Origin of the sequence: Streptomyces sp. SID9727 (assembly GCF_010550605.1) — a bacterium.
Classification (GTDB): Bacteria; Actinomycetota; Actinomycetes; order Streptomycetales; family Streptomycetaceae; genus Streptomyces.
The window spans coordinates 1-18,898 of record NZ_JAAGNI010000157.1; the positions used below are offsets into that span (position 1 = coordinate 1).

28 protein-coding genes and 1 pseudogene are annotated in these 18,898 nt (G+C 68.3%); 2 read left to right on the forward strand and 27 right to left on the reverse strand.

Annotated features, from left to right (window positions below; translation table 11 throughout):
* A pseudogene (locus G3I41_RS10555) lies at nucleotides 1-220 on the forward strand (hypothetical protein); the annotation flags it as partial.
* A gap of 116 nt (nucleotides 221-336) precedes the next feature.
* Here G3I41_RS10555 and glmM read toward each other — a convergent pair.
* From glmM to G3I41_RS10575, 4 genes are all read right to left on the reverse strand, one after another.
* The gene (gene glmM, locus G3I41_RS10560) at nucleotides 337-1,695 is read right to left on the reverse strand and encodes a phosphoglucosamine mutase (RefSeq protein WP_164399958.1); all 1,359 of its coding nucleotides are present in this window, start codon (nucleotides 1,693-1,695) and stop codon (nucleotides 337-339) included.
* A gap of 165 nt (nucleotides 1,696-1,860) precedes the next feature.
* Nucleotides 1,861-2,325: a 30S ribosomal protein S9 gene (rpsI, locus tag G3I41_RS10565; RefSeq protein ID WP_224756244.1), complete on the reverse strand. Its 465-nt coding sequence runs from the start codon at nucleotides 2,323-2,325 to the stop codon at nucleotides 1,861-1,863.
* A gap of 105 nt (nucleotides 2,326-2,430) precedes the next feature.
* Complete coding sequence (gene rplM, locus G3I41_RS10570) at nucleotides 2,431-2,874, reverse strand: 50S ribosomal protein L13 (RefSeq protein ID WP_018101206.1); 444 nt, start codon at nucleotides 2,872-2,874, stop codon at nucleotides 2,431-2,433.
* A gap of 227 nt (nucleotides 2,875-3,101) precedes the next feature.
* Nucleotides 3,102-4,730, reverse strand: coding sequence for an ATP-binding cassette domain-containing protein (locus G3I41_RS10575; protein WP_203600687.1), 1,629 nt, complete (start codon nucleotides 4,728-4,730; stop codon nucleotides 3,102-3,104).
* A 223-nt stretch (nucleotides 4,731-4,953) separates the two neighbouring features.
* Here G3I41_RS10575 and G3I41_RS10580 point away from each other — a divergent pair, with 223 nt between their 5' ends.
* Nucleotides 4,954-5,808: a hypothetical protein gene (locus G3I41_RS10580; protein WP_203600682.1), complete on the forward strand. Its 855-nt coding sequence runs from the start codon at nucleotides 4,954-4,956 to the stop codon at nucleotides 5,806-5,808.
* Nucleotides 5,809-5,839: 31 nt separating this feature from the next.
* Here G3I41_RS10580 and truA read toward each other — a convergent pair whose 3' ends face one another.
* From truA to rplP, 23 genes are all read right to left on the reverse strand, one after another.
* The gene (gene truA / locus G3I41_RS10585; protein WP_164399961.1) at nucleotides 5,840-6,694 is read right to left on the reverse strand and encodes a tRNA pseudouridine(38-40) synthase TruA; all 855 of its coding nucleotides are present in this window, start codon (nucleotides 6,692-6,694) and stop codon (nucleotides 5,840-5,842) included.
* 88 nt (nucleotides 6,695-6,782) lie between these two features.
* Entirely contained in the window at nucleotides 6,783-7,259 is a 477-nt protein-coding gene (rplQ, locus tag G3I41_RS10590) for a 50S ribosomal protein L17 (protein WP_018101210.1), read from the reverse strand.
* Between the two features lie 184 nt (nucleotides 7,260-7,443).
* A complete protein-coding gene (locus G3I41_RS10595; RefSeq protein WP_019526960.1) occupies nucleotides 7,444-8,466 on the reverse strand; it encodes a DNA-directed RNA polymerase subunit alpha in 1,023 nt (340 codons plus the stop codon).
* Between the two features lie 138 nt (nucleotides 8,467-8,604).
* Nucleotides 8,605-9,009 carry a 30S ribosomal protein S11 gene (gene rpsK / locus G3I41_RS10600; RefSeq protein ID WP_003948617.1) on the reverse strand — a complete coding sequence of 135 codons (405 nt, stop codon included), beginning with the start codon at nucleotides 9,007-9,009 and terminating at the stop codon, nucleotides 8,605-8,607.
* A gap of 104 nt (nucleotides 9,010-9,113) precedes the next feature.
* On the reverse strand, nucleotides 9,114-9,494 hold the full coding sequence (gene rpsM, locus G3I41_RS10605) for a 30S ribosomal protein S13 (RefSeq protein WP_018101211.1): 381 nt from the start codon (nucleotides 9,492-9,494) through the stop codon (nucleotides 9,114-9,116).
* Between the two features lie 191 nt (nucleotides 9,495-9,685).
* Nucleotides 9,686-9,799 carry a 50S ribosomal protein L36 gene (gene rpmJ, locus G3I41_RS10610; RefSeq protein WP_003956441.1) on the reverse strand — a complete coding sequence of 38 codons (114 nt, stop codon included), beginning with the start codon at nucleotides 9,797-9,799 and terminating at the stop codon, nucleotides 9,686-9,688.
* A gap of 60 nt (nucleotides 9,800-9,859) precedes the next feature.
* Nucleotides 9,860-10,081 carry a translation initiation factor IF-1 gene (infA, locus tag G3I41_RS10615; protein WP_003956442.1) on the reverse strand — a complete coding sequence of 74 codons (222 nt, stop codon included), beginning with the start codon at nucleotides 10,079-10,081 and terminating at the stop codon, nucleotides 9,860-9,862.
* Between the two features lie 164 nt (nucleotides 10,082-10,245).
* Nucleotides 10,246-11,082: a type I methionyl aminopeptidase gene (gene map, locus G3I41_RS10620; protein ID WP_164399962.1), complete on the reverse strand. Its 837-nt coding sequence runs from the start codon at nucleotides 11,080-11,082 to the stop codon at nucleotides 10,246-10,248.
* 140 nt (nucleotides 11,083-11,222) lie between these two features.
* Nucleotides 11,223-11,882 (reverse strand): adenylate kinase, encoded by a 660-nt coding sequence (locus G3I41_RS10625; protein ID WP_164399963.1) that lies wholly within the window; start codon nucleotides 11,880-11,882, stop codon nucleotides 11,223-11,225.
* Nucleotides 11,882-13,204, reverse strand: coding sequence for a preprotein translocase subunit SecY (gene secY / locus G3I41_RS10630; protein ID WP_164399964.1), 1,323 nt, complete (start codon nucleotides 13,202-13,204; stop codon nucleotides 11,882-11,884). Before secY ends, G3I41_RS10625 begins: the two co-directional genes overlap by 1 nt.
* 223 nt (nucleotides 13,205-13,427) lie before the next feature.
* Nucleotides 13,428-13,883: a 50S ribosomal protein L15 gene (rplO, locus tag G3I41_RS10635; protein WP_018101215.1), complete on the reverse strand. Its 456-nt coding sequence runs from the start codon at nucleotides 13,881-13,883 to the stop codon at nucleotides 13,428-13,430.
* Between the two features lies 1 nt (nucleotide 13,884).
* Entirely contained in the window at nucleotides 13,885-14,067 is a 183-nt protein-coding gene (gene rpmD, locus G3I41_RS10640; protein ID WP_003966943.1) for a 50S ribosomal protein L30, read from the reverse strand.
* Complete coding sequence (gene rpsE, locus G3I41_RS10645) at nucleotides 14,067-14,672, reverse strand: 30S ribosomal protein S5 (RefSeq protein ID WP_018101216.1); 606 nt, start codon at nucleotides 14,670-14,672, stop codon at nucleotides 14,067-14,069. Before rpsE ends, rpmD begins: the two co-directional genes overlap by 1 nt.
* A 46-nt stretch (nucleotides 14,673-14,718) precedes the next feature.
* Nucleotides 14,719-15,102, reverse strand: a complete 384-nt coding sequence (rplR, locus tag G3I41_RS10650) for a 50S ribosomal protein L18 (RefSeq protein WP_111337428.1) — start codon at nucleotides 15,100-15,102, stop codon at nucleotides 14,719-14,721.
* 2 nt (nucleotides 15,103-15,104) lie between these two features.
* Nucleotides 15,105-15,644, reverse strand: a complete 540-nt coding sequence (gene rplF / locus G3I41_RS10655; protein ID WP_018101218.1) for a 50S ribosomal protein L6 — start codon at nucleotides 15,642-15,644, stop codon at nucleotides 15,105-15,107.
* A 21-nt stretch (nucleotides 15,645-15,665) separates the two neighbouring features.
* Nucleotides 15,666-16,064, reverse strand: coding sequence for a 30S ribosomal protein S8 (rpsH, locus tag G3I41_RS10660; protein ID WP_164399965.1), 399 nt, complete (start codon nucleotides 16,062-16,064; stop codon nucleotides 15,666-15,668).
* 224 nt (nucleotides 16,065-16,288) lie between these two features.
* The gene (locus G3I41_RS10670) at nucleotides 16,289-16,474 is read right to left on the reverse strand and encodes a type Z 30S ribosomal protein S14 (RefSeq protein ID WP_003948630.1); all 186 of its coding nucleotides are present in this window, start codon (nucleotides 16,472-16,474) and stop codon (nucleotides 16,289-16,291) included.
* 2 nt (nucleotides 16,475-16,476) lie between these two features.
* Nucleotides 16,477-17,034, reverse strand: coding sequence for a 50S ribosomal protein L5 (rplE, locus tag G3I41_RS10675; protein ID WP_018101220.1), 558 nt, complete (start codon nucleotides 17,032-17,034; stop codon nucleotides 16,477-16,479).
* Nucleotides 17,034-17,357, reverse strand: a complete 324-nt coding sequence (gene rplX / locus G3I41_RS10680; RefSeq protein WP_003966949.1) for a 50S ribosomal protein L24 — start codon at nucleotides 17,355-17,357, stop codon at nucleotides 17,034-17,036. Before rplX ends, rplE begins: the two co-directional genes overlap by 1 nt.
* A 2-nt stretch (nucleotides 17,358-17,359) precedes the next feature.
* Nucleotides 17,360-17,728: a 50S ribosomal protein L14 gene (gene rplN, locus G3I41_RS10685; protein ID WP_003966950.1), complete on the reverse strand. Its 369-nt coding sequence runs from the start codon at nucleotides 17,726-17,728 to the stop codon at nucleotides 17,360-17,362.
* 101 nt (nucleotides 17,729-17,829) lie between these two features.
* Nucleotides 17,830-18,114 (reverse strand): 30S ribosomal protein S17, encoded by a 285-nt coding sequence (rpsQ, locus tag G3I41_RS10690; protein WP_136317111.1) that lies wholly within the window; start codon nucleotides 18,112-18,114, stop codon nucleotides 17,830-17,832.
* Nucleotides 18,114-18,338 carry a 50S ribosomal protein L29 gene (gene rpmC, locus G3I41_RS10695; RefSeq protein WP_014047786.1) on the reverse strand — a complete coding sequence of 75 codons (225 nt, stop codon included), beginning with the start codon at nucleotides 18,336-18,338 and terminating at the stop codon, nucleotides 18,114-18,116. Before rpmC ends, rpsQ begins: the two co-directional genes overlap by 1 nt.
* Complete coding sequence (gene rplP / locus G3I41_RS10700) at nucleotides 18,338-18,757, reverse strand: 50S ribosomal protein L16 (RefSeq protein WP_018101222.1); 420 nt, start codon at nucleotides 18,755-18,757, stop codon at nucleotides 18,338-18,340. Before rplP ends, rpmC begins: the two co-directional genes overlap by 1 nt.
* Between the last annotated feature and the right edge of the window lie 141 nt (nucleotides 18,758-18,898).

Consider the following 18,898-nt stretch of genomic DNA (forward strand, 5'->3'; position numbering starts at 1 on the left):
CCCCGCGGACCGGCTCACCGTCACGGCCGTGCGGCGGGCCCGGGGCAGCGACGGCGACACCGTCCCCCGGGACTGGCACATCGCCGAGCTGGACGACGCCGGCGAACCGGTCCGGCTGGCCGCCGCACCCGCGGACCTGGCCCGGATCGTCGACGCGCTGGTACGGGAACGCCGCGACGGCCGGGGTCTGTCCGCCCCCGGCCCGCCGGACAGACCCTGAAGGGTGGTGCGACATGCCCGGAACCGAGCCTTCCGCAACCCCTTTCAGGGGCCCCGGACACGGCGACGGCCCGGCCGTGAGACCGGGCCGTCGCCCCGCCGGACCCCCGGCGCCGGTCAGCCCAGCGCCGACTTCACGACGTCCGCCAGCTGCCCCGCCACCGTGCGGGCCTGCTCGATGTCCGCCGCCTCGACCATGACCCGGACCAGCGGCTCCGTGCCCGAGGGGCGCAGCAGCACGCGGCCGGTGGCGCCGAGCTCCCGCTCCGCCTGCGCGACGGCGGCGGCCACCTCCTGCGCGGTGTGCACGCGGGACTTGTCGACGTCCGGGACGTTGATCAGGACCTGCGGCAGGCGCTCCATGACCCCGGCCAGCTCGGCGAGCGGGCGGCCCGTCGCGGCGACCCGGGCCGCGAGCATCAGGCCGGTCAGGGTGCCGTCGCCGGTCGTGGCGTGGTCCAGGACGATGACGTGGCCGGACTGCTCGCCGCCCAGCGCGTAGCCCTCGGCCTTCATGGACTCCAGGACGTAGCGGTCGCCGACGGCGGTCTGGACGAGCTGGATGCCCTCGCGCTCCATGGCCAGCTTGAAGCCGAGATTCGACATCACGGTGCCGACCACGGTGTCCCGGCGCAGCTGTCCGGCCTCGCGCATGGCGAGGGCCAGCACGGCGAGGATCTGGTCGCCGTCGACCTCCTCGCCCGCCGCGTCCACGGCCAGGCAGCGGTCGGCGTCGCCGTCGTGCGCGATGCCCAGGTCCGCGCCGTTCTCGACGACGGCGGCGCGCAGCAGCGCCAGGTGCGTGGAGCCGCAGCCGTCGTTGATGTTCAGCCCGTCCGGCTCGGCGCCGATCGTCACGACCTCGGCCCCGGCGCGGGCGAACGCCTCGGGCGAGACGCGGGCGGCGGCACCGTGCGCCTCGTCCAGGACGACCTTGAGGCCGTCGAGCCGGTTCGGCAGGACGCCGATGAGGTGGGCGACGTACCGGTCGAAGCCCTCCACGTAGTCGGTCACGCGGCCGACGCCGGAGCCGGTGGGGCGGTTCCACGGCGCACCGGTGCGGTGCTGCTCGTACACCGTCTCGATGCGGTCCTCCAGCTCGTCGGCGAGCTTGTGGCCGCCCCGGGCGAAGAACTTGACACCGTTGTCCGGCATGGCGTTGTGGCTGGCGGAGAGCATGACCCCGATATCGGCGCCCAGGGCACCGGTGAGGTACGCGACGGCCGGGGTCGGCAGCACGCCGACGCGCAGGACGTCGACGCCCGCGCTCGCCAGACCGGCCACGACGGCGGCCTCCAGGAACTCTCCGGAGGCGCGTGGGTCACGGCCCACCACGGCCGTCGGCCGATGGCCCTCGAAGGTGCCCGCCTCGGCCAGTACGTGTGCCGCGGCCACCGAGAGGCCGAGCGCGAGCTCGGCCGTCAGGTCCGCATTGGCGACACCGCGCACGCCGTCCGTGCCGAAGAGTCGTCCCACTGGTGTCCTCCGAAAGTGCTCCGAAACGCAAAAGTCAGATCACGCAACCAACAAGCCTATGAACGCCTTATGTCGCTATATGCCCGAGGATGTCGATAAACGAACGCCCCGGCAGCACGAGAGGTGCCGCCGGGGCGAGCGATGTAACGCGGATGAGCAGGCGGTTTAGCGCTTGCTGTACTGCGGGGCCTTGCGGGCCTTCTTGAGACCGGCCTTCTTGCGCTCGACCGCACGGTCGTCGCGGGAGAGGAAGCCGGCCTTCTTCAGGGTCGCGCGGTTGTTGTCCACGTCCGCCTCGTTCAGCGCGCGGGCCACGCCGAGGCGCAGGGCGCCGGCCTGACCCGAGACGCCGCCACCCGCGATGCGGGCGATGACGTCGTAACGGCCGTCGAGCTCGAGCACCTTGAAGGGCTCGTTGACTTCCTGCTGGTGCACCTTGTTCGGGAAGTAGCTCTCGAGGGTGCGACCGTTGATCTTCCACTTGCCGGTGCCCGGAACGATCCGGACGCGGGCGATCGCGTTCTTGCGACGGCCCAGGCCGGCGGCGGGCTGCGGGTCGCCGAAGCGGCCGGCGAGCGACTCGGAGGTGTATTCACCCTCGACGGGGACCTCGGACTCGAAGGTGGTCACCTCGGCGAAGGTCTCCTCGCCCTCGGTGCCCTCGGCGGTCTCAACAGTGGTCTCGGCCACGATTCTCCTCAGATCTTTCTTTATGTCTTTGGGGGGAGGCCGGAACTACTGCGCGACCTGGGTGATCTCGTACGGGACCGGCTGCTGCGCAGCGTGCGGGTGCTGGTCGCCCGCGTAGACCTTCAGCTTCGAGATCATCTGACGGCCCAGGGAGTTCTTGGGGATCATGCCCTTGATGGCCTTCTCGACGGCCTTCTCGGGGTTGTTCGCGAGCAGGTCGTCGTAGCGCACGGAGCGCAGACCGCCCGGGAACCCGGAGTGGCGGTACGCCATCTTCTGGGTCCGCTTGTTGCCGGACAGGTGAACCTTGTCGGCGTTGATGATGATGACGAAGTCGCCCATGTCCATGTGGGGGGCGTAGATCGCCTTGTGCTTGCCTCGCAGGAGGTTCGCAGCCGTGGTGGCGAGACGGCCCAGGACGACGTCCTGCGCGTCAATGATGTGCCACTGGCGAGTCACATCGCCGGGCTTGGGGCTGTACGTACGCACTTCGTAGCCTTCGCTTCTTCAGTGGATGGGGTCCAGACACACGACACCTCTGAAGCGATCATGCAGCTGGGGCACACAATGCCGGGACGACGCCCGTATGCGAGCCACTGGTAACTGCTCCAGAGAACCTGCGCACGGGCTCCGCGCCTCATGGAGACGTGACCCATACGCATAACAAACGTCGAGACTACCCGTCCGGCACCGGACGGGTCAAAACGCGCCCGCCGCTAACGGGCCCGCTCCACCCGCCGCTCGTCCCACACCGGCTCCGACGTCTCCCGGACGACCCCGTCCGAGCCGAAGACCAGGTAGCGGTCGAAGCTCTTCGCGAACCACCGGTCGTGCGTCACCGCGAGCACCGTGCCCTCGTACGCCTCCAGACCGTCCTGCAACGCCTCCGCCGACTCCAGGTCCAGGTTGTCCGTCGGCTCGTCCAGCAGCAGCGCGGTCGTGCCGGACAGCTCCAGGAGCAGGATCTGGAACCGGGCCTGCTGCCCGCCGGACAGCTTCTCGAACGGCTGGTCCCCCTGCCGCTCCAGCTCGTAGCGGCGCAGCACGGACATCGCCCCGCCCCGGTCCTTCGCGTGCTCGGTCCACAGGATGTCGACCAGCGTGCGGTTCAGCAGCTCCGGATGCGTGTGGGTCTGCGCGAAGTGGCCGGGCACCACCCGCGCACCCAGCTTCCACTTCCCCGCGTGCGCGACGGGCTCGCCCGCCAGCAGCCGCAGGAAGTGGGACTTGCCGGACCCGTTGGAGCCGAGGACCGCGACCCGTTCCCCGTAGAAGATCTCCAGGTCGAAGGGTTTCATCAGGCCCGTCAGCTCCAGGCCCTCGCAGGTCACCGCCCGCACCCCGGTCCGGCCGCCGCGCAGCCGCATCCGGATGTCCTGCTCGCGCGGCGGCTCCGGCGGCGGGCCCGCCTCCTCGAACTTGCGGAACCGGGTCTGCATCGCGTGGTAGCGGCTCGCCATGTCGGGGCTGATCGCCGCCTGCTGGCGCAGCCGGTGCACCAGCGCCTTCAGCCGCTTGTGCTCCTCCTCCCAGCGCCGCAGCAGCTCCTCGAAGCGGGCGAACCGCTCCTTGCGGGCCTGGTGGTACGTGTCGAAGCCGCCGCCGTGCACCCAGACGTCGCTGCCGGCCGGGCCCGGCTCCACGCTGACGATCTTCTGCGCGGCGCGGGACAGCAGCTCCCGGTCGTGGGAGACGAAGAGGACCGTCTTACGGGTCTCCCGCAGCCGCTCCTCCAGCCACCGCTTGCCGGGCACGTCCAGGTAGTTGTCCGGCTCGTCCAGGAGCAGCACCTCGTCCGGGCCCCGCAGCAGGGCCTCCAGGACCAGCCGCTTCTGCTCACCGCCGGACAGCGTGCGCACCTCGCGCCACTGCGCCTTCTCGTAGGGGACGCCGAGCGCGGCCGTCGTGCACATGTCCCAGACCGTCTCGGCCTCGTACCCGCGCGCCTCCGCCCAGTCGCTCAGTGCCTGCGCGTACGCCATCTGCGCGGCCTCGTCGTCCACGGTGAGGATGCGCTCCTCGGCCCGGTCGACGGCGAGCGCGGCCTCCCGGATACGGGGCTGCGCGACGGAGACGAGCAGGTCGCGGACCGTGCGCTCGTCGCGCACCGAGCCGACGAACTGCCGCATCACGCCGAGCCCGCCGCTCACCGACACCGAGCCGCCGTGCGGCTGGAGCTCGCCGGCGAGCAGCCGCAGCAGCGTGGTCTTGCCGGCCCCGTTCGCCCCGACGAGAGCGACGACGGCACCGTCGGCCACCCGGAACGAGGCATCGCCGAGCAGCACCCGCCCGTCCGGAAGGTAGTACTCAAGGTGGCCCGCTTCGAGATGTCCCATGCAGAGCATTGTCACGGGCGGCGAAGGGTTGGCCCAACCGGATTACGGTCCGTCCAGTGCCGCGTCAGCCACGGTTTGCCCGGTAAGGAGCGGCGTCAGGTGCGTGCTCTCGGCGTGCCGGCCGGAAGCCCACGTACTGGACGTACGTGGGCTTTCGGCCGGTGCGGCGAGAGTGCGTGCATGGCGTCGCGACGGGGCGAACCTTGGCTGACGCGGCACTAGGATGCGCGGCATGAGCTTTGGGGACGGGGGGCCCTCCGAGGGGCCCGGCAACAGCGGCACTCCCGACTGGGAAGCCCTGGCCGACGCCTCCGCGGCCCGCGCCAGGCGCAGGAAGTGGCTGCTGATCGGAGGCGGCGCCCTGGCCACGGCGGCCGTCGCCGCGGCCGTGGCGACGGCGGTGGTCTCCGCGAACGGCGGCGGCTCCCGCCACGAGGCCGGGAAGCACGCGAGCGAGCTGCCCACGGCGGACGACCTGCCGACCGGGCTCCCCGCCCCCGAGCCGTCCTTCTCCTCGGTGGCGCCTCCGCCCCCGCCGGACCCCCGGGACTACGTCGCCGACGTGAAGAAGGACCGGCTGCCGGTGAACGTCGACGCCTTCTTCCCCGACGACGAGCTGACCGCCGGAGGCCGTACGTACGCCAGGGGCGCGACCCACCGTACAAAGCAGTGCGCGGCGACCACCCAGGGCGCGCTGGGCGCGATCCTCACCGCCAACGGCTGCGACCAGGTCATCCGGGCCACGTACAGCCGGAACGGCGTGGCGGTCACCGTCGGCATCGCGGTCTTCGACACGGAGGCCCAGGCGAAGCGCACCGCGCGGCTCGCGACCGGCGGGCTGGCCTCGCTGAGCGGGCCGGGCGTCCCGGTCTTCTGCCGCGACGGCGTGATCTGCCGCCGCACCGCGAACGCGTACGGCCGGTACGCGTACTTCACGGTCGGCGGCTTCACGGACGGCCGCGACGCCACCCAGGCCGACAAGGACGTGTACACGACCGGCGACGACCTCACGGACTACACGTTCCGCCGGATCCGCCACCGCGGCGAGGTCCAGGCGTCGGCCGCCGCCGACATCACGACGACCTAGGGCGGCCGCACGGCGCCAGGCGCGGCAGGCCCTAGCAGCAGCCGGCCCCCGGCAGCGTCCGCACGTTCCGGGCCTCCACCGCGCGCGCCGCCAGCAGTTCGTCGGCCGGGTACGCGACCTCCTCCAGCGTCAGCCCGTGCGGGCGCACCACGTGGACCCCGGGGTCGCGCACCCCGGCCGCCAGCACCTCGGCCGGCCACGGGTCGGGGCGCCGCCCGTCGCCCACGAAGAGCATCGCGCCGACGAGGGCGCGCACCATGTTGTGGCAGAAGGCGTCCGCCTGCACGGTCCCGGTGATGATCCCGGTCTCCCGGTCCCGCACCCAGTGCAGCTTCTGGAGCGTCCGGATGGTCGTCGCGCCCTCGCGCTTCTTGCAGTACGCGGCGAAGTCGTGCTCCCCGGTCATCCGGGCCGCGGCGGCGTTCATCGCGGCCACGTCCAGCGGCCGGTCGTGCCAGAGCACGTGGCCCCGGACCAGGGGGTCGACGCCGCCGGGGCGGTCGGCGACGCGGTACGCGTACCGGCGCCACAGGGCGGAGAACCGGGCGTTGAACCCGGGCGGCGCCTCCTTGATCCGCCAGACCCGCACATCGGGGGCCATCCGCCCGGCGAGCCGCCTCAGCAGCTTCTCCTCGTGCTCGGCCCACACCTCGTCCGGCAGGTCGACATGGGCGACCTGGCCCCGGGCGTGCACCCCGGCGTCGGTGCGGCCGGCCACCGTCAGGTCGTACGTGCGCGAGGAGCGGGTCACGGTCCGCAGCGCGTCCTCGATCTCGCCCTGGACCGTCCGCCGCGCGGTCTGCTTCGCCCAGCCCGAGAAGTCCTTGCCGTCATAGGCCAGGTCCAGCCGCACCCGGACAAAGCCGGGCTCCACCTCGTCACTCACCAGCGCATCCTCTCAAGATCCCGCACAGCCGAACGGGCCCGCACCGCCCCGGAGGGTGATGCGGACCCGTTCAGTGGTTCCGGAACGCTCAGGCGTCCTGCGCGTCCTCGACGGACTCGACCGGGGTCTCGTCCTTCTTGGCCGCGTCTTCCTTGACCGCACGCTTGGTGGCGGCCTCGGCCTCACCGGTGGCCTGCTGCGCCACGGTCAGCGCCTCGACCAGCTCGATGACGGCCATCGGGGCGTTGTCGCCACGACGGTTGCCGATCTTGGTGATGCGGGTGTAACCACCGGGGCGGTTCTCGTACCGCGGGGCGATCTCGGTGAAGAGCGTGTGGACGACGCCCTTGTCCGTGATCGACTGCAGCACCAGGCGACGGTTGTGGATGTCGCCCTTCTTCGCCTTGGTGATGAAACGCTCCGCGACCGGACGCAGGCGGCGGGCCTTGGCCTCGGTCGTGGTGATGCGGCCGTGCTCGAACAGCGACTTCGCGAGGTTGTTGAGAAGAAGCTTCTCGTGCGCGGCGCTGCCGCCCAGACGGGCACCCTTGGCGGGCTTCGGCATGGGTTTTCTCCTTGTGTGCTGCACCGGCCGTATCAGGTACCGGTGTCAGTTCCCGCGCGGCGGCCGCCGCACGGAAGTGTGTGCTCGGGGCGGGCGTTCAAGCCCGTCCGGCGATTGAGGACACAAGCCCTCGCCCGGACCGGGGCACCCCTGCGAACAGGGCGCACCCCAGCCGGGAGGCGACTCAGTACTGCTCGGTCTCCACGAAACCGGCGTCCGCGTCGTCCTCGGCGCCGAAGGCGTCCGCGGCGGCGGTCGGGTCGAAGCCGGGAGGCGAGTCCTTCAGCGCCAGGCCCATACCGGCCAGCTTCGCCTTGACCTCGTCGATCGACTTCGCACCGAAGTTGCGGATGTCGAGCAGGTCCGCCTCGGAGCGGGCCACCAGCTCGCCCACCGAGTGGATGCCCTCGCGCTTCAGGCAGTTGTACGAGCGGACCGTGAGCTCCAGCTCCTCGATCGGCAGCGCCAGGTCCGCCGCGAGCGCGGCGTCCGTCGGCGACGGGCCCATGTCGATGCCCTCGGCGTCGATGTTGAGCTCGCGCGCCAGACCGAACAGCTCGACCAGGGTCTTACCGGCCGACGCCATCGCGTCACGCGGACGCATGGCCTGCTTGGTCTCGACGTCGACGATCAGCTTGTCGAAGTCGGTGCGCTGCTCGACACGGGTCGCCTCGACCTTGTACGTGACCTTGAGCACCGGCGAGTAGATGGAGTCGACCGGGATACGGCCGATCTCCTGGCCCACCTGCTTGTTCTGGACGGCGGAGACGTAGCCGCGACCGCGCTCGACGGTCAGCTCCATCTCCAGCTTGCCCTTGCCGTTCAGCGTGGCGAGGACCAGGTCCGGGTTGTGCACCTCGACACCGGCCGGCGGGGCGATGTCCGCGGCGGTGACCAGGCCGGGGCCCTGCTTGCGCAGGTACATCACGACAGGCTCGTCGTGCTCCGAGGAGACGACCAGCTGCTTGATGTTGAGGATGAGGTCGGTCACGTCCTCCTTGACGCCCGGCACGGTGGTGAACTCGTGCAGGACACCGTCGATGCGGATGCTGGTGACAGCGGCACCCGGGATCGAGGAGAGGAGCGTGCGGCGCAGGGAGTTGCCGAGCGTGTAGCCGAAACCGGGCTCCAGCGGCTCGATGACGAACCGCGAGCGGAACTCGTCGACGACCTCTTCGGTCAGCGACGGACGCTGAGCGATCAGCATGATGTGAATCCTTCAGTCGTGGGCACCCACTATTTGATGCCCGACAGATGTAACAAGGGTACGGGCGGTACGCCTCGGAAGAGGTGTACCGCCCGGACCCGGCGCTACTGGCGCACGGCCGTCACCGGCCGTGACGACTCAGACGCGGCGACGCTTCGGCGGACGGCAGCCGTTGTGCGGCGTCGGGGTGACGTCCTGGATCGAGCCGACCTCGAGGCCGGTGGCCTGGAGGGAGCGGATCGCGGTCTCGCGGCCGGAGCCCGGACCCTTGACGAAGACGTCGACCTTGCGCATGCCGTGCTCCTGCGCGCGGCGGGCGGCCGACTCGGCGGCCATCTGCGCGGCGAAGGGGGTGGACTTGCGCGAGCCCTTGAAGCCGACGTGGCCGGCGGAGGCCCAGGAGATCACGTTGCCCGTGGGGTCCGTGATCGAGACGATCGTGTTGTTGAACGTGCTCTTGATGTGCGCGTGGCCGTGAGCGACGTTCTTCTTTTCCTTGCGACGCACCTTCTTGGCTGCGCCCTGACGACCCTTGGGGGGCATGTCTTGACTCCAGATGGAGAGGGGAGGTGATCGGTCCTACAGCGAAGACCGCTGGTTGCTGCGGAGGCCGGGAAGCCGGTCGCCCGCAGTGCGTCCGCTGAGGACTACTTCTTGCCGGGCTTCTTCTTGCCGGCGATCGCGCGACGCGGACCCTTGCGGGTACGGGCGTTGGTGCTGGTGCGCTGGCCGTGGACCGGCAGACCGCGACGGTGACGGAGACCCTGGTAGCAGCCGATCTCGACCTTGCGGCGGATGTCGGCCTGGATCTCGCGGCGGAGGTCACCCTCGGTGCGGAGGTTGGCGTCCACGTACTCGCGGATCTTGACCAGGTCCTCTTCGGCCAGGTCGCGAACGCGGGTGTTCGGGTTCACGCCGGAGGCGGCGAGGATCTCCTTGGACCGGGTGCGCCCGATACCGAAGACGTAGGTGAGGGCAACCTCCACGCGCTTTTCGCGCGGGATGTCAACACCTGAAACGCGTGCCATTCAATGGCTCCAGTTGTTATGTCGGGGGTCTTCCGCAGAACCACTCCCGACCGCCGACCCCTCGCTGGGAGAGGTGGTACGTCCGGGTCCCCGGCCCCCGCCGGAGGTGTCGTCAGCCGTGGCTTGGACGGGCTCTGCGTATGTACGTGTTACGTGCGTCGCGCGAACTGCGAGATGCAGGGGGTCGTGCGTCAGCCCTGGCGCTGCTTGTGGCGCAGGTTGTCGCAGATGACCATGACCCGGCCGTGACGGCGGATCACCTTGCACTTGTCGCAGATCTTCTTGACGCTCGGCTTGACCTTCATGGGATGTCAGGTTCTCCGGGTCAGTGCCCACGTCCGCACGAGTGCGGACGGCGGCAAGATCTACTTGTAGCGGTAGACGATCCGGCCACGCGTCAGGTCGTACGGAGAGAGCTCCACGACGACCCGGTCATCCGGGAGGATGCGGATGTAGTGCATACGCATCTTGCCGCTGATGTGCGCGAGGACCTTGTGACCGTTCTGGAGCTCCACCTTGAACATGGCGTTCGGGAGGGACTCGATCACGGTGCCCTCAATTTCGATGGCACCTTGCTTCTTGGCCACGCTTCGCCCTTCGAATCGGCTACCTTGATCGACTTTCGCTCTTCGTATGCGGGCACACGGATGCACGAGAGCCGACGAGTCAGTCTACGTCAGCGAACTCCCGAATGCGAATCCGTCAAGTTTGCCCAGCCGGGGAGATCCTTAGACCTCTTGGAGGACCGGAATCAGCCCAGGGGGTCCGGCGCGGCCTCGACGCCGTACTGCGCCAGCTTCTCGCGGCCGCAGTCCGGGGCGGTGAGGACCAGGGGACCCTGCTCCGTGAGGGCGATGGAGTGCTCCCAGTGCGAGGACCAGGTGCCGTCCGTGGTGATGACGGTCCACTCGTCCTCCAGCACCTCCGTGTGCGGGGTGCCCAGCGAGACCATGGGCTCGATGGCCAGGCAGAGGCCCGGGACCAGCTTGACGCCCTTGCCGCGCTTGCGGGAGACGTAGTTCAGCAGGTGCGGGTCCATGTGCATCTCGGTACCGATGCCGTGCCCGCCGTAGTCCTCGATGATCCCGTACTTGCCGGTGGCCGGGCGGGGCTGGCGGCGGATGTAGGACTCGATCGCCTTGGAGATGTCGACCAGGCGGTTGTTGACCTTCATCGCGGCGATGCCGGCCCACATCGACTCCTCGGTCACCCGGGACAGCTCGATCAGCTCCGGAGCGTGCCCCGTGCCCACGAAGGCGGTGTACGCGGCGTCGCCGTGCCAGCCGTCCACGATCGCCCCGGCGTCGATGGAGATGATGTCGCCGTCCTTGAGGACCGTCTTGTCGTCCGGGATGCCGTGGACGACGACCTCGTTCACGGAGGTGCAGATGGTCGCGGGGAACCCGCCGTACCCGAGGAAGTTCGACTTGGCGCCGTGGTCGGCGATCACCTTGCGGGCGACCTGGTCCAGGTCGCGGGTGGTGGCGCCGGGCACCGCCGCCTCGCGGGTCGCCGCGTGGATGGCAGCGACCACCAGCCCCGCCTCGCGCATCTTCGCGATCTGCTCGGGGGTCTTGATCTGCACCATGCTGCGGCGCCTTTCCGGTGGGACGGGTGACGGGGGGCGGGTCTTCCACGATACGCGGCGGCAAGCAGTCGGCCGCGGCGTCCGAGGACGCCGCGGCCGGCTGGTGACTGCGGGTGCTGCGCTTGCTACGGGGTCGGCGCTCAGTCCTCGCGGGACTTCTTCAGCGCCTCCATGGCCCGGTCGGTCACGTCGGTGACCTTCCCGAGCGCGGAGATGGTGACCACCAGGTCCTGTGCCCGGTAGTAGTCGATGATCGGCTCGGTCTGCGTGTGGTAGACCTCCAGCCGGGTACGCACCGTCTCCTCGGTGTCGTCCTCGCGCTGGTACAGCTCGCCGCCGCAGGCGTCGCAGACGCCCTCGGTCTTCGGCGGGTTGTACGTGACGTGGAAGACGTGCGCGCTGTCGTTGCGGCAGATGCGGCGACCCGCGATCCGCTTCACGACCTCGTCCTCGGGGACCTCCAGGTCGAGCACGGCGTCCAGCTTCACGCCCTCGTCCTTGAGCATCACGTCCAGGGCTTCGGCCTGGCCCACGTTGCGCGGGAAGCCGTCGAGCAGGAAGCCGTCGGCCGCGTCCGGCTGGGACATGCGGTCCTTGGCCATCCCGTTCGTCACCTCGTCCGGCACCAGCTGCCCGGCGTCCATGTAGGCGCGGGCCTGCTTGCCAAGGTCGGTGCCCTGGCTGATGTTGGCGCGGAAGAGGTCGCCCGTGGAGATGTGCGGAATCGACAGGTTCTTGGCAAGGTACGCGGCCTGCGTTCCCTTGCCGGCACCCGGCGGGCCGACGAGGACGATTCGCATCAGCGGAGGAACCCTTCGTAATTGCGCTGCTGGAGCTGACTCTCGATCTGCTTCACGGTCTCCAGACCCACACCCACGATGATGAGGATGCTCGTCCCGCCGAACGGGAAGTTCTGGTTGGCGCCACCGCCGAAGCTTGCCAACGCCATCGTCGGCACCAGAGCGATCAGACCCAGGTACAGCGAGCCCGGCCAAGTGATCCTGTTGAGCACATAGCTCAGGTACTCGGCAGTAGGTCGACCTGCCCGGATACCCGGGATGAAGCCACCATACTTCTTCATGTTGTCGGCGACTTCCTCGGGGTTGAACGAGATCGCCACATAGAAGAAGGCGAAGAACACGATCAGGAGGAAGTAGACCGTCATGTAGATGGGGTGGTCGCCCTTGGTCAGGTTGTCCTGGATCCAGACGGCCCAGCCGGCCTTGGAGTTGGAGAACTGGACGATCAGGGCGGGGATGTAGAGCAGCGACGAAGCGAAGATGACGGGGATCACACCCGCCTGGTTCACCTTGAGCGGGATGTAGGTGGAGGTGCCACCGTACGAGCGGCGTCCGATCATGCGCTTCGCGTACTGCACCGGGACGCGGCGCTGGGCCTGCTCGACGAAGACGACGAGGGCCACCATGACGAAGCCGATGAGGATGACGGCGGCGAACTCGATCCAGCCGTCCGCGAGCTTGCCGCTGGTCTTGATGGCCCAGAGGGCGGACGGGAAGGTGGCGGCGATCGAGATGAACATCAGGATCGACATGCCGTTGCCGATGCCGCGGTCGGTGATGAGCTCACCGAGCCACATGACGGCGGCGGTGCCGGCGGTCATCGTGATGACCATCGTGATGGTCGTGAACAGCGAGTCGTTGGGGACGATCTGGTCGGCGACGGGGCAGCCGCTGAACAGGGCGCCGCTGCGGGCGGTGGCGACCAGGCCGGTGCCCTGGAGGATGGCGAGCGCGACCGTCAGATAACGCGTGTACTGCGTGATCTTCGCCGTGCCGGACTGCCCCTCCTTCTTGAGCGCCTCGAGTCGGGGGATGACCACGGTCAGCAGCTGGAGAATGATGCTGGCCGTGATGTACGGCATGATGCCGAGCGCGAAGATCGTGATCTGCAGCAGCGCACCACCGCTGAACATGTTCACCAGGCCGAAGAGGCTGTTGTTGCCCTTACTGGCCTGATCAACACAGGTCTGGACGTTCTCGTAGCTCACGCCCGGTACCGGGATGTGGGCCCCGAGCCGGTAGAGCACGATGATGCCGAGAGTGAAGAGCAGCTTCTTGCGCAGGTCGGGCGTCTTGAACGCCCGGGCGAAGCCGGTGAGCACGGTGCCTCCTGCGACCCCCGCGCAGAGCGTAGAGGTGACGGTCTTGAGGATCGACGGATACGTAAAAGCCAAGGAGCCCGGACGCGTGCGCCCAGGGGATACCACAGCAACGGACGCCACCTTACCGGCGTACATGCCCCCCTAGGAACGACCAACCGGGGATGCCCCATTTGAGAGGGCATCCCCGGTCGGATGTTCAGGTCACCGAAGTGTCCGAGTTGTCTCAGACCAGTTCGGTGACGGTACCGCCGGCGGCGGTGATCTTCTCCTTGGCGGAGCCGGAGACGGCGTCAACCGAAACCTGCAGCGCCACGGAGATCTCGCCCTGTCCGAGGACCTTGACGAGGTGGTTGTTGCGCACGGCACCCTTGGCGACCAGGTCGGCCACCGTGACCTCTCCACCCTCGGGGTAGAGCGTCGCGAGCTTGTCCAGGTTCACGACCTGGTACTCCGTGCGGAACGGGTTCTTGAAGCCCTTGAGCTTCGGCAGACGCATGTGGAGGGGCATCTGCCCACCCTCGAAGCGCTGCGGAACCTGGTAGCGGGCCTTGGTGCCCTTGGTGCCACGACCAGCGGTCTTACCCTTGGACGCCTCACCACGACCCACACGGGTCTTGGCGGTCTTGGCGCCCGGGGCAGGCCGGAGGTCGTGGGCCTTCAGCGGCTTGTTCTCCGCCATGTCAGTCGACCTCCTCAACCGTCACGAGGTGGCGGACGGTGTGCACCATGCCGCGGAACTCGGGGCGGTCCTCCTTGACAACCGAGTCGTTCAGGCGCTTGAGCCCGAGCGAACGCAGGGTGTCGCGGTGGTTCTGCTTGCTGCCGATGTACGACTTCGTCTGCGTGATCTTGAGGCGAGCCATTACGCACCCGCTCCCGCACGCGCACGAAGCAGGGCCGCGGGGGCGACGTCCTCGAGGGGCAGACCGCGGCGGGCCGCGATCTCCTCGGGACGCTGCAGGCCCTGGAGGGCCGCCACGGTCGCGTGCACGATGTTGATCGGGTTCGAGGACCCGAGCGACTTCGACAGGATGTCGTGGACGCCGGCGCACTCCAGGACGGCGCGCACCGGACCACCGGCGATCACACCGGTACCCGGGGAAGCCGGCTTGAGCAGGACGACGCCCGCGGCCTTCTCACCCTGGATCGGGTGAGGGATGGTGCCCTGGATACGCGGGACCTTGAAGAAGTTCTTCTTGGCCTCTTCCACGCCCTTGGCGATGGCCGCGGGAACTTCCTTGGCCTTGCCGTAACCGACACCGACGGTGCCGTCACCATCGCCCACCACGACCAGCGCGGTGAAGCTGAAGCGACGACCACCCTTCACAACCTTGGCGACTCGGTTGATCGCGACGACGCGCTCGACGTACGCGGTCTTCTCGGCGGCGGCAGCGCCGCCGTCACGGCCCTTCCGGTCCCGCCGCTCGCCGCCACCGGCACCGCTTCCGCGGCGCTGGGGTCCAGCCATTGGATTTACCTCTCTCTGTTACGTCCGCTGTGCGTAGGAACCGGGGCTAGAACTTCAGCCCGGCTTCACGGGCGGCGTCAGCCAGAGCGGCAATCCGCCCGGCGTACTGGTTACCACCGCGGTCAAACACGACGGCCTCGACGCCTGCGGCCTTGGCACGCTCGGCGACCAGGGCGCCGACCTGCTTGGCCTGGCTGCTCTTGTCGCCCTCGCCACCACGGATGGAGACGTCCAGGGTCGACGCCGACGCGAGCGTGTGGCCCGCGATGTCGTCGATGACCTGAGCCACCATGTGGCGGTTGGAGCGGGTCACGACCAGGCGCGGACGCTCCGGCGAGCCGGAGATGTGCTTGCGGACGCGGATGTGGCGCCGCTTGCGAGCCGCGCGCTTGTACGCGTCGCCCTTGGCGATCTTCACGCCGTATGCCATGGCTACTTACCAGCCTTTCCGACCTTGCGGCGGATGACCTCGCCGGCGTACTTGACGCCCTTGGCCTTGTACGGGTCAGGCTTCCGCAGCTTGCGGATCTTGGCCGCGGTCTCGCCGACCTTCTGCTTGTCGATGCCCTCGACGGTGAACTTCGTGGGGGTCTCCACCTTGAAGGTGATGCCCTCCGGGGCCTCGATCAGGATCGGGTGGCTGTAGCCCAGGGCGAACTCCAGATTGGAGCCCTTCGCCTGGACGCGGTAACCGACACCGCTGATCTCGAGCGCCTTGATGTACCCCTGGGTCACACCGGTGATCATGTTCGCCACCAGCGTGCGGGACAGGCCGTGCAGGGCCTTGTTCTGACGCTCGTCGTTCGGGCGGACGACGTTCAGAACGCCGTCCTCACCCTTGGTGACCTCGATCGGAGACGCAACGGTGTGCGTGAGGGTGCCCTTGGGACCCTTCACGTTGACCGTACGGCCGTCGATGGTGACGTCCACACCGGCGGGAACCTGGATGGGGAGCTTGCCGATTCGCGACATGAGCTATTCCTCCGTTCCCGACTACCAGACGTAGGCGAGGACTTCCCCACCTACGCCCTTCTTCTGAGCCTGCTGGCCGGTCAGGAGACCGTGGGACGTGGAGATGATCGCCACGCCCAGGCCGCCGAGGACCTTCGGCAGGTTGGTGGACTTTGCGTAGACACGCAGACCCGGCTTCGAGATGCGCTTGATGCCGGCGATCGAACGCTCGCGGTTCGGACCGAACTTCAGGTTGAGGACGAGGTTCTTGCCGACCTCGGCGTCCTCGACCTTCCAGCCGGTGATGAAGCCCTCCTGCTGGAGGATCTCCGCGATGTGCGACTTGATCTTGCTGTGCGGCATCACGACGTCGTCGTGGTACGCCGAGTTCGCGTTGCGCAGACGCGTGAGCATGTCTGCGATGGGATCAGTCATGGTCATGAGTTGGCCTTCGGCCTCTCTCGCCGGGGTTTCCTGTATGCGCCATCCCTCTCCCCGCTCAGAGGCGGGACGGGTGCGGTGCGGGGACCTACGGCGTAGTAAGTCGGTCATGGGCGGCAGGCGCCCAACCCTGCAAGCCTACGGCATGCGGGGCCGGACTCCTGCCGACCAGATGCTTACCGAGAGTCTCCGGTGATTCCCAACGCCCAGAGGGCGGAGGAGAATTACCAGGAGCTCTTGGTCACGCCCGGCAGCTCGCCACGGTGAGCCATCTCACGAAGGCACACGCGGCACAGGCCGAACTTGCGGTAGACGGAGTGGGGCCGGCCGCAGCGCTGGCACCGGGTGTAACCCCGGACGCCGAACTTCGGCTTACGGGCGGCCTTAGCGATCAGAGCCTTCTTCGCCACGGTCAGTTCTCCTTGAACGGGAAGCCGAGGTGACGAAGGAGGGCACGACCCTCGTCGTCATTGGTCGCCGTGGTGACCACGGTGATGTCCATGCCCCGGACCCGGTCGATCTTGTCCTGGTCGATCTCGTGGAACATGACCTGCTCCGTGAGACCGAAGGTGTAGTTGCCACGGCCGTCGAACTGCTTGGGCGACAGGCCGCGGAAGTCACGGATACGCGGCAGCGCGAGCGACAGCGTACGGTCCAGGAACTCCCACATGCGGTCACCGCGGAGGGTGACGTGGCAGCCGATCGGCTGCCCCTCGCGCAGCTTGAACTGCGCGATCGACTTGCGGGCCTTGGTGACGGCCGGCTTCTGACCGGTGATCGTGGTGAGGTCCTTGACGGCACCGTCGATCAGCTTGGAGTCGCGGGCGGCGTCGCCCACACCCATGTTGACCACGATCTTGACCAGACCGGGGATCTGCATGACGTTCTCGTAGGAGAACTCCTCACGCAGCTTGCCGGCGATTTCCTCGCGGTAGCGCGTCTTGAGACGCGGCGCGGTGGTGGTAGTCATCAGATGTCCTCACCGGTGCGCTTGGCAACACGGATCTTGTTGCCCTCGTCGTCAAAGCGGTAGCCGACGCGAGTAACGACCTTGTTGCCGTCCTTCTCAACAACCAGCTGCACGTTGCTGACGTGGATCGGGGCCTCGGTCGTCACAATGCCACCGGTCTGCGAACCGCGAGCGGTCTGGCCGGCCTTGGTGTGCTTCTTGACCCGGTTGACACCCTCGACGAGGACGCGGTCCTGAGCGGGGTAGGCCACGATGACCTTGCCCTGCTTGCCCTTGTCCTTACCGGTGATGACCTGTACCAGGTCGCCCTTCTTGATCTTCATGCTTACAGCACCTCCGGCGCGAGCGAGATGATCTTCATGAACTTCTTCTCGCGCAGCTCACGGCCCACCGGGCCGAAGATACGGGTGCCGCGGGGGTCGCCGTCGTTCTTCAGAATGACGGCGGCGTTCTCGTCGAAGCGGATGTACGAGCCATCCTGGCGACGACGCTCCTTGACGGTGCGAACGATGACCGCCTTGACGACGTCACCCTTCTTCACGTTGCCACCGGGGATCGCGTCCTTGACGGTGGCGACGATGACGTCACCGATGCCCGCGTAGCGGCGACCCGAGCCACCGAGAACACGGATGGTGAGAATTTCCTTCGCACCCGTGTTGTCGGCGACGCGCAGTCGCGACTCCTGCTGGATCACGTCTATCTCCTGATCGTCTGCCGGTTCCCGGCAGGGGCCCCGCTAACGGGCGCCCCTGCCGAGCCTGGCGGAACTGACCTGAGGGGAAGCCCCCTCAGGAATTACTTGGCCTTCTCGAGGATCTCGACGATGCGCCACCGCTTGGTGGCGGACAGCGGCCGGGTCTCCATCAGGAGGACGCGGTCGCCGACACCGGCGGAGTTCTGCTCGTCGTGGGCCTTGAGCTTGTTCGTACGGCGGATGACCTTGCCGTACAGCGCGTGCTTCACGCGGTCCTCGACGGCGACGACGACGGTCTTGTCCATCTTGTCGCTGACGACGAGGCCCTCGCGGGTCTTGCGGAAGCCGCGCTCGGTCTTGGTCTCAGTCACAGTGTTCTCGCTCATCAGACGCTCTCCACCGTTTCGATGCCCAGCTCGCGCTCGCGCATCAGGGTGTAGATCCGGGCGATGTCCTTACGGACGGACTTGAGCCGACCGTGGTTCTCGAGCTGGCCCGTCGCCGCCTGAAAGCGGAGGTTGAACAGCTCTTCCTTGGCCTCGCGGAGCTTGTTGAGGAGCTCCTCGTTGCCCAGCTCGCGCAGCTCGGACGCCTTGGTACCGGCCGACATCACGCTTCACCTGCCTCGCGCTTGACGATCCGGCACTTCATCGGCAGCTTGTGGGCCGCACGAGTCAGCGCCTCACGGGCGATCTTCTCGTTGGGGTACGACAGCTCGAACATGACGCGTCCGGGCTTGACGTTGGCGATCCACCACTCCGGGGAACCCTTACCGGAACCCATGCGGGTCTCGGCAGGCTTCTTGGTGAGGGGACGGTCCGGGTAGATGTTGATCCAGACCTTGCCGCCACGCTTGATGTGACGCGTCATGGCGATACGAGCGGACTCGATCTGACGGTTCGTCACGTACGCCGGGGTCAGCGCCTGGATGCCGTACTCGCCGAACGCAACCTGCGTGCCACCCTTGGACATGCCGCTGCGCTTCGGGTGGTGCTGCTTGCGGTGCTTGACCCTACGGGGGATCAGCATTTCGGTCAGGCCTCCGTTCCGGTGCTCTCAGCAGCCGGAGCAGCGGCGGTCGCCTCGGCCTTGGGGGCCTCGGCGGCCGGAGCCGACTGCTGCGGCTTGCGGCCGCGGCCGCCACGCTCGCCACCGCGGCCACCGCGGCCG

What these genes read in the sequence shown, in the direction of transcription:
- rplP (WP_018101222.1), bottom strand. Translation starts at nt 18,757, where the DNA reads ATGCTGATCCCCCGTAGGGTCAAGCACCGCAAGCAGCACCACCCGAAG.
- rpmJ (WP_003956441.1), bottom strand. Translation starts at nt 9,799, where the DNA reads ATGAAGGTCAAGCCGAGCGTCAAGAAGATCTGCGACAAGTGCAAGGTG.
- rplF (WP_018101218.1), bottom strand. Translation starts at nt 15,644, where the DNA reads ATGTCGCGAATCGGCAAGCTCCCCATCCAGGTTCCCGCCGGTGTGGAC.
- G3I41_RS10625 (WP_164399963.1), bottom strand. Translation starts at nt 11,882, where the DNA reads ATGCGAATCGTCCTCGTCGGCCCGCCGGGTGCCGGCAAGGGAACGCAG.
- rpmC (WP_014047786.1), bottom strand. Translation starts at nt 18,338, where the DNA reads ATGTCGGCCGGTACCAAGGCGTCCGAGCTGCGCGAGCTGGGCAACGAG.
- rplQ (WP_018101210.1), bottom strand. Translation starts at nt 7,259, where the DNA reads ATGCCGAAGCCCGCCAAGGGTGCCCGTCTGGGCGGCAGCGCCGCGCAC.
- rpsQ (WP_136317111.1), bottom strand. Translation starts at nt 18,114, where the DNA reads ATGAGCGAGAACACTGTGACTGAGACCAAGACCGAGCGCGGCTTCCGC.
- rpsH (WP_164399965.1), bottom strand. Translation starts at nt 16,064, where the DNA reads ATGACCATGACTGATCCCATCGCAGACATGCTCACGCGTCTGCGCAAC.
- rpsM (WP_018101211.1), bottom strand. Translation starts at nt 9,494, where the DNA reads ATGGCACGCGTTTCAGGTGTTGACATCCCGCGCGAAAAGCGCGTGGAG.
- G3I41_RS10595 (WP_019526960.1), bottom strand. Translation starts at nt 8,466, where the DNA reads ATGCTGATCGCTCAGCGTCCGTCGCTGACCGAAGAGGTCGTCGACGAG.
- rplO (WP_018101215.1), bottom strand. Translation starts at nt 13,883, where the DNA reads ATGGCGGAGAACAAGCCGCTGAAGGCCCACGACCTCCGGCCTGCCCCG.
- rplR (WP_111337428.1), bottom strand. Translation starts at nt 15,102, where the DNA reads ATGGCATACGGCGTGAAGATCGCCAAGGGCGACGCGTACAAGCGCGCG.
- map (WP_164399962.1), bottom strand. Translation starts at nt 11,082, where the DNA reads ATGGTGCAGATCAAGACCCCCGAGCAGATCGCGAAGATGCGCGAGGCG.
- rpsE (WP_018101216.1), bottom strand. Translation starts at nt 14,672, where the DNA reads ATGGCTGGACCCCAGCGCCGCGGAAGCGGTGCCGGTGGCGGCGAGCGG.
- rpsK (WP_003948617.1), bottom strand. Translation starts at nt 9,009, where the DNA reads ATGCCCCCCAAGGGTCGTCAGGGCGCAGCCAAGAAGGTGCGTCGCAAG.
- rplX (WP_003966949.1), bottom strand. Translation starts at nt 17,357, where the DNA reads ATGAAGATCAAGAAGGGCGACCTGGTACAGGTCATCACCGGTAAGGAC.
- G3I41_RS10575 (WP_203600687.1), bottom strand. Translation starts at nt 4,730, where the DNA reads ATGCTCTGCATGGGACATCTCGAAGCGGGCCACCTTGAGTACTACCTT.
- rpmD (WP_003966943.1), bottom strand. Translation starts at nt 14,067, where the DNA reads ATGGCTCGCCTCAAGATCACGCAGACGAAGTCGTACATCGGCAGCAAG.
- G3I41_RS10580 (WP_203600682.1), top strand. Translation starts at nt 4,954, where the DNA reads ATGAGCTTTGGGGACGGGGGGCCCTCCGAGGGGCCCGGCAACAGCGGC.
- rplE (WP_018101220.1), bottom strand. Translation starts at nt 17,034, where the DNA reads ATGACTACCACCACCGCGCCGCGTCTCAAGACGCGCTACCGCGAGGAA.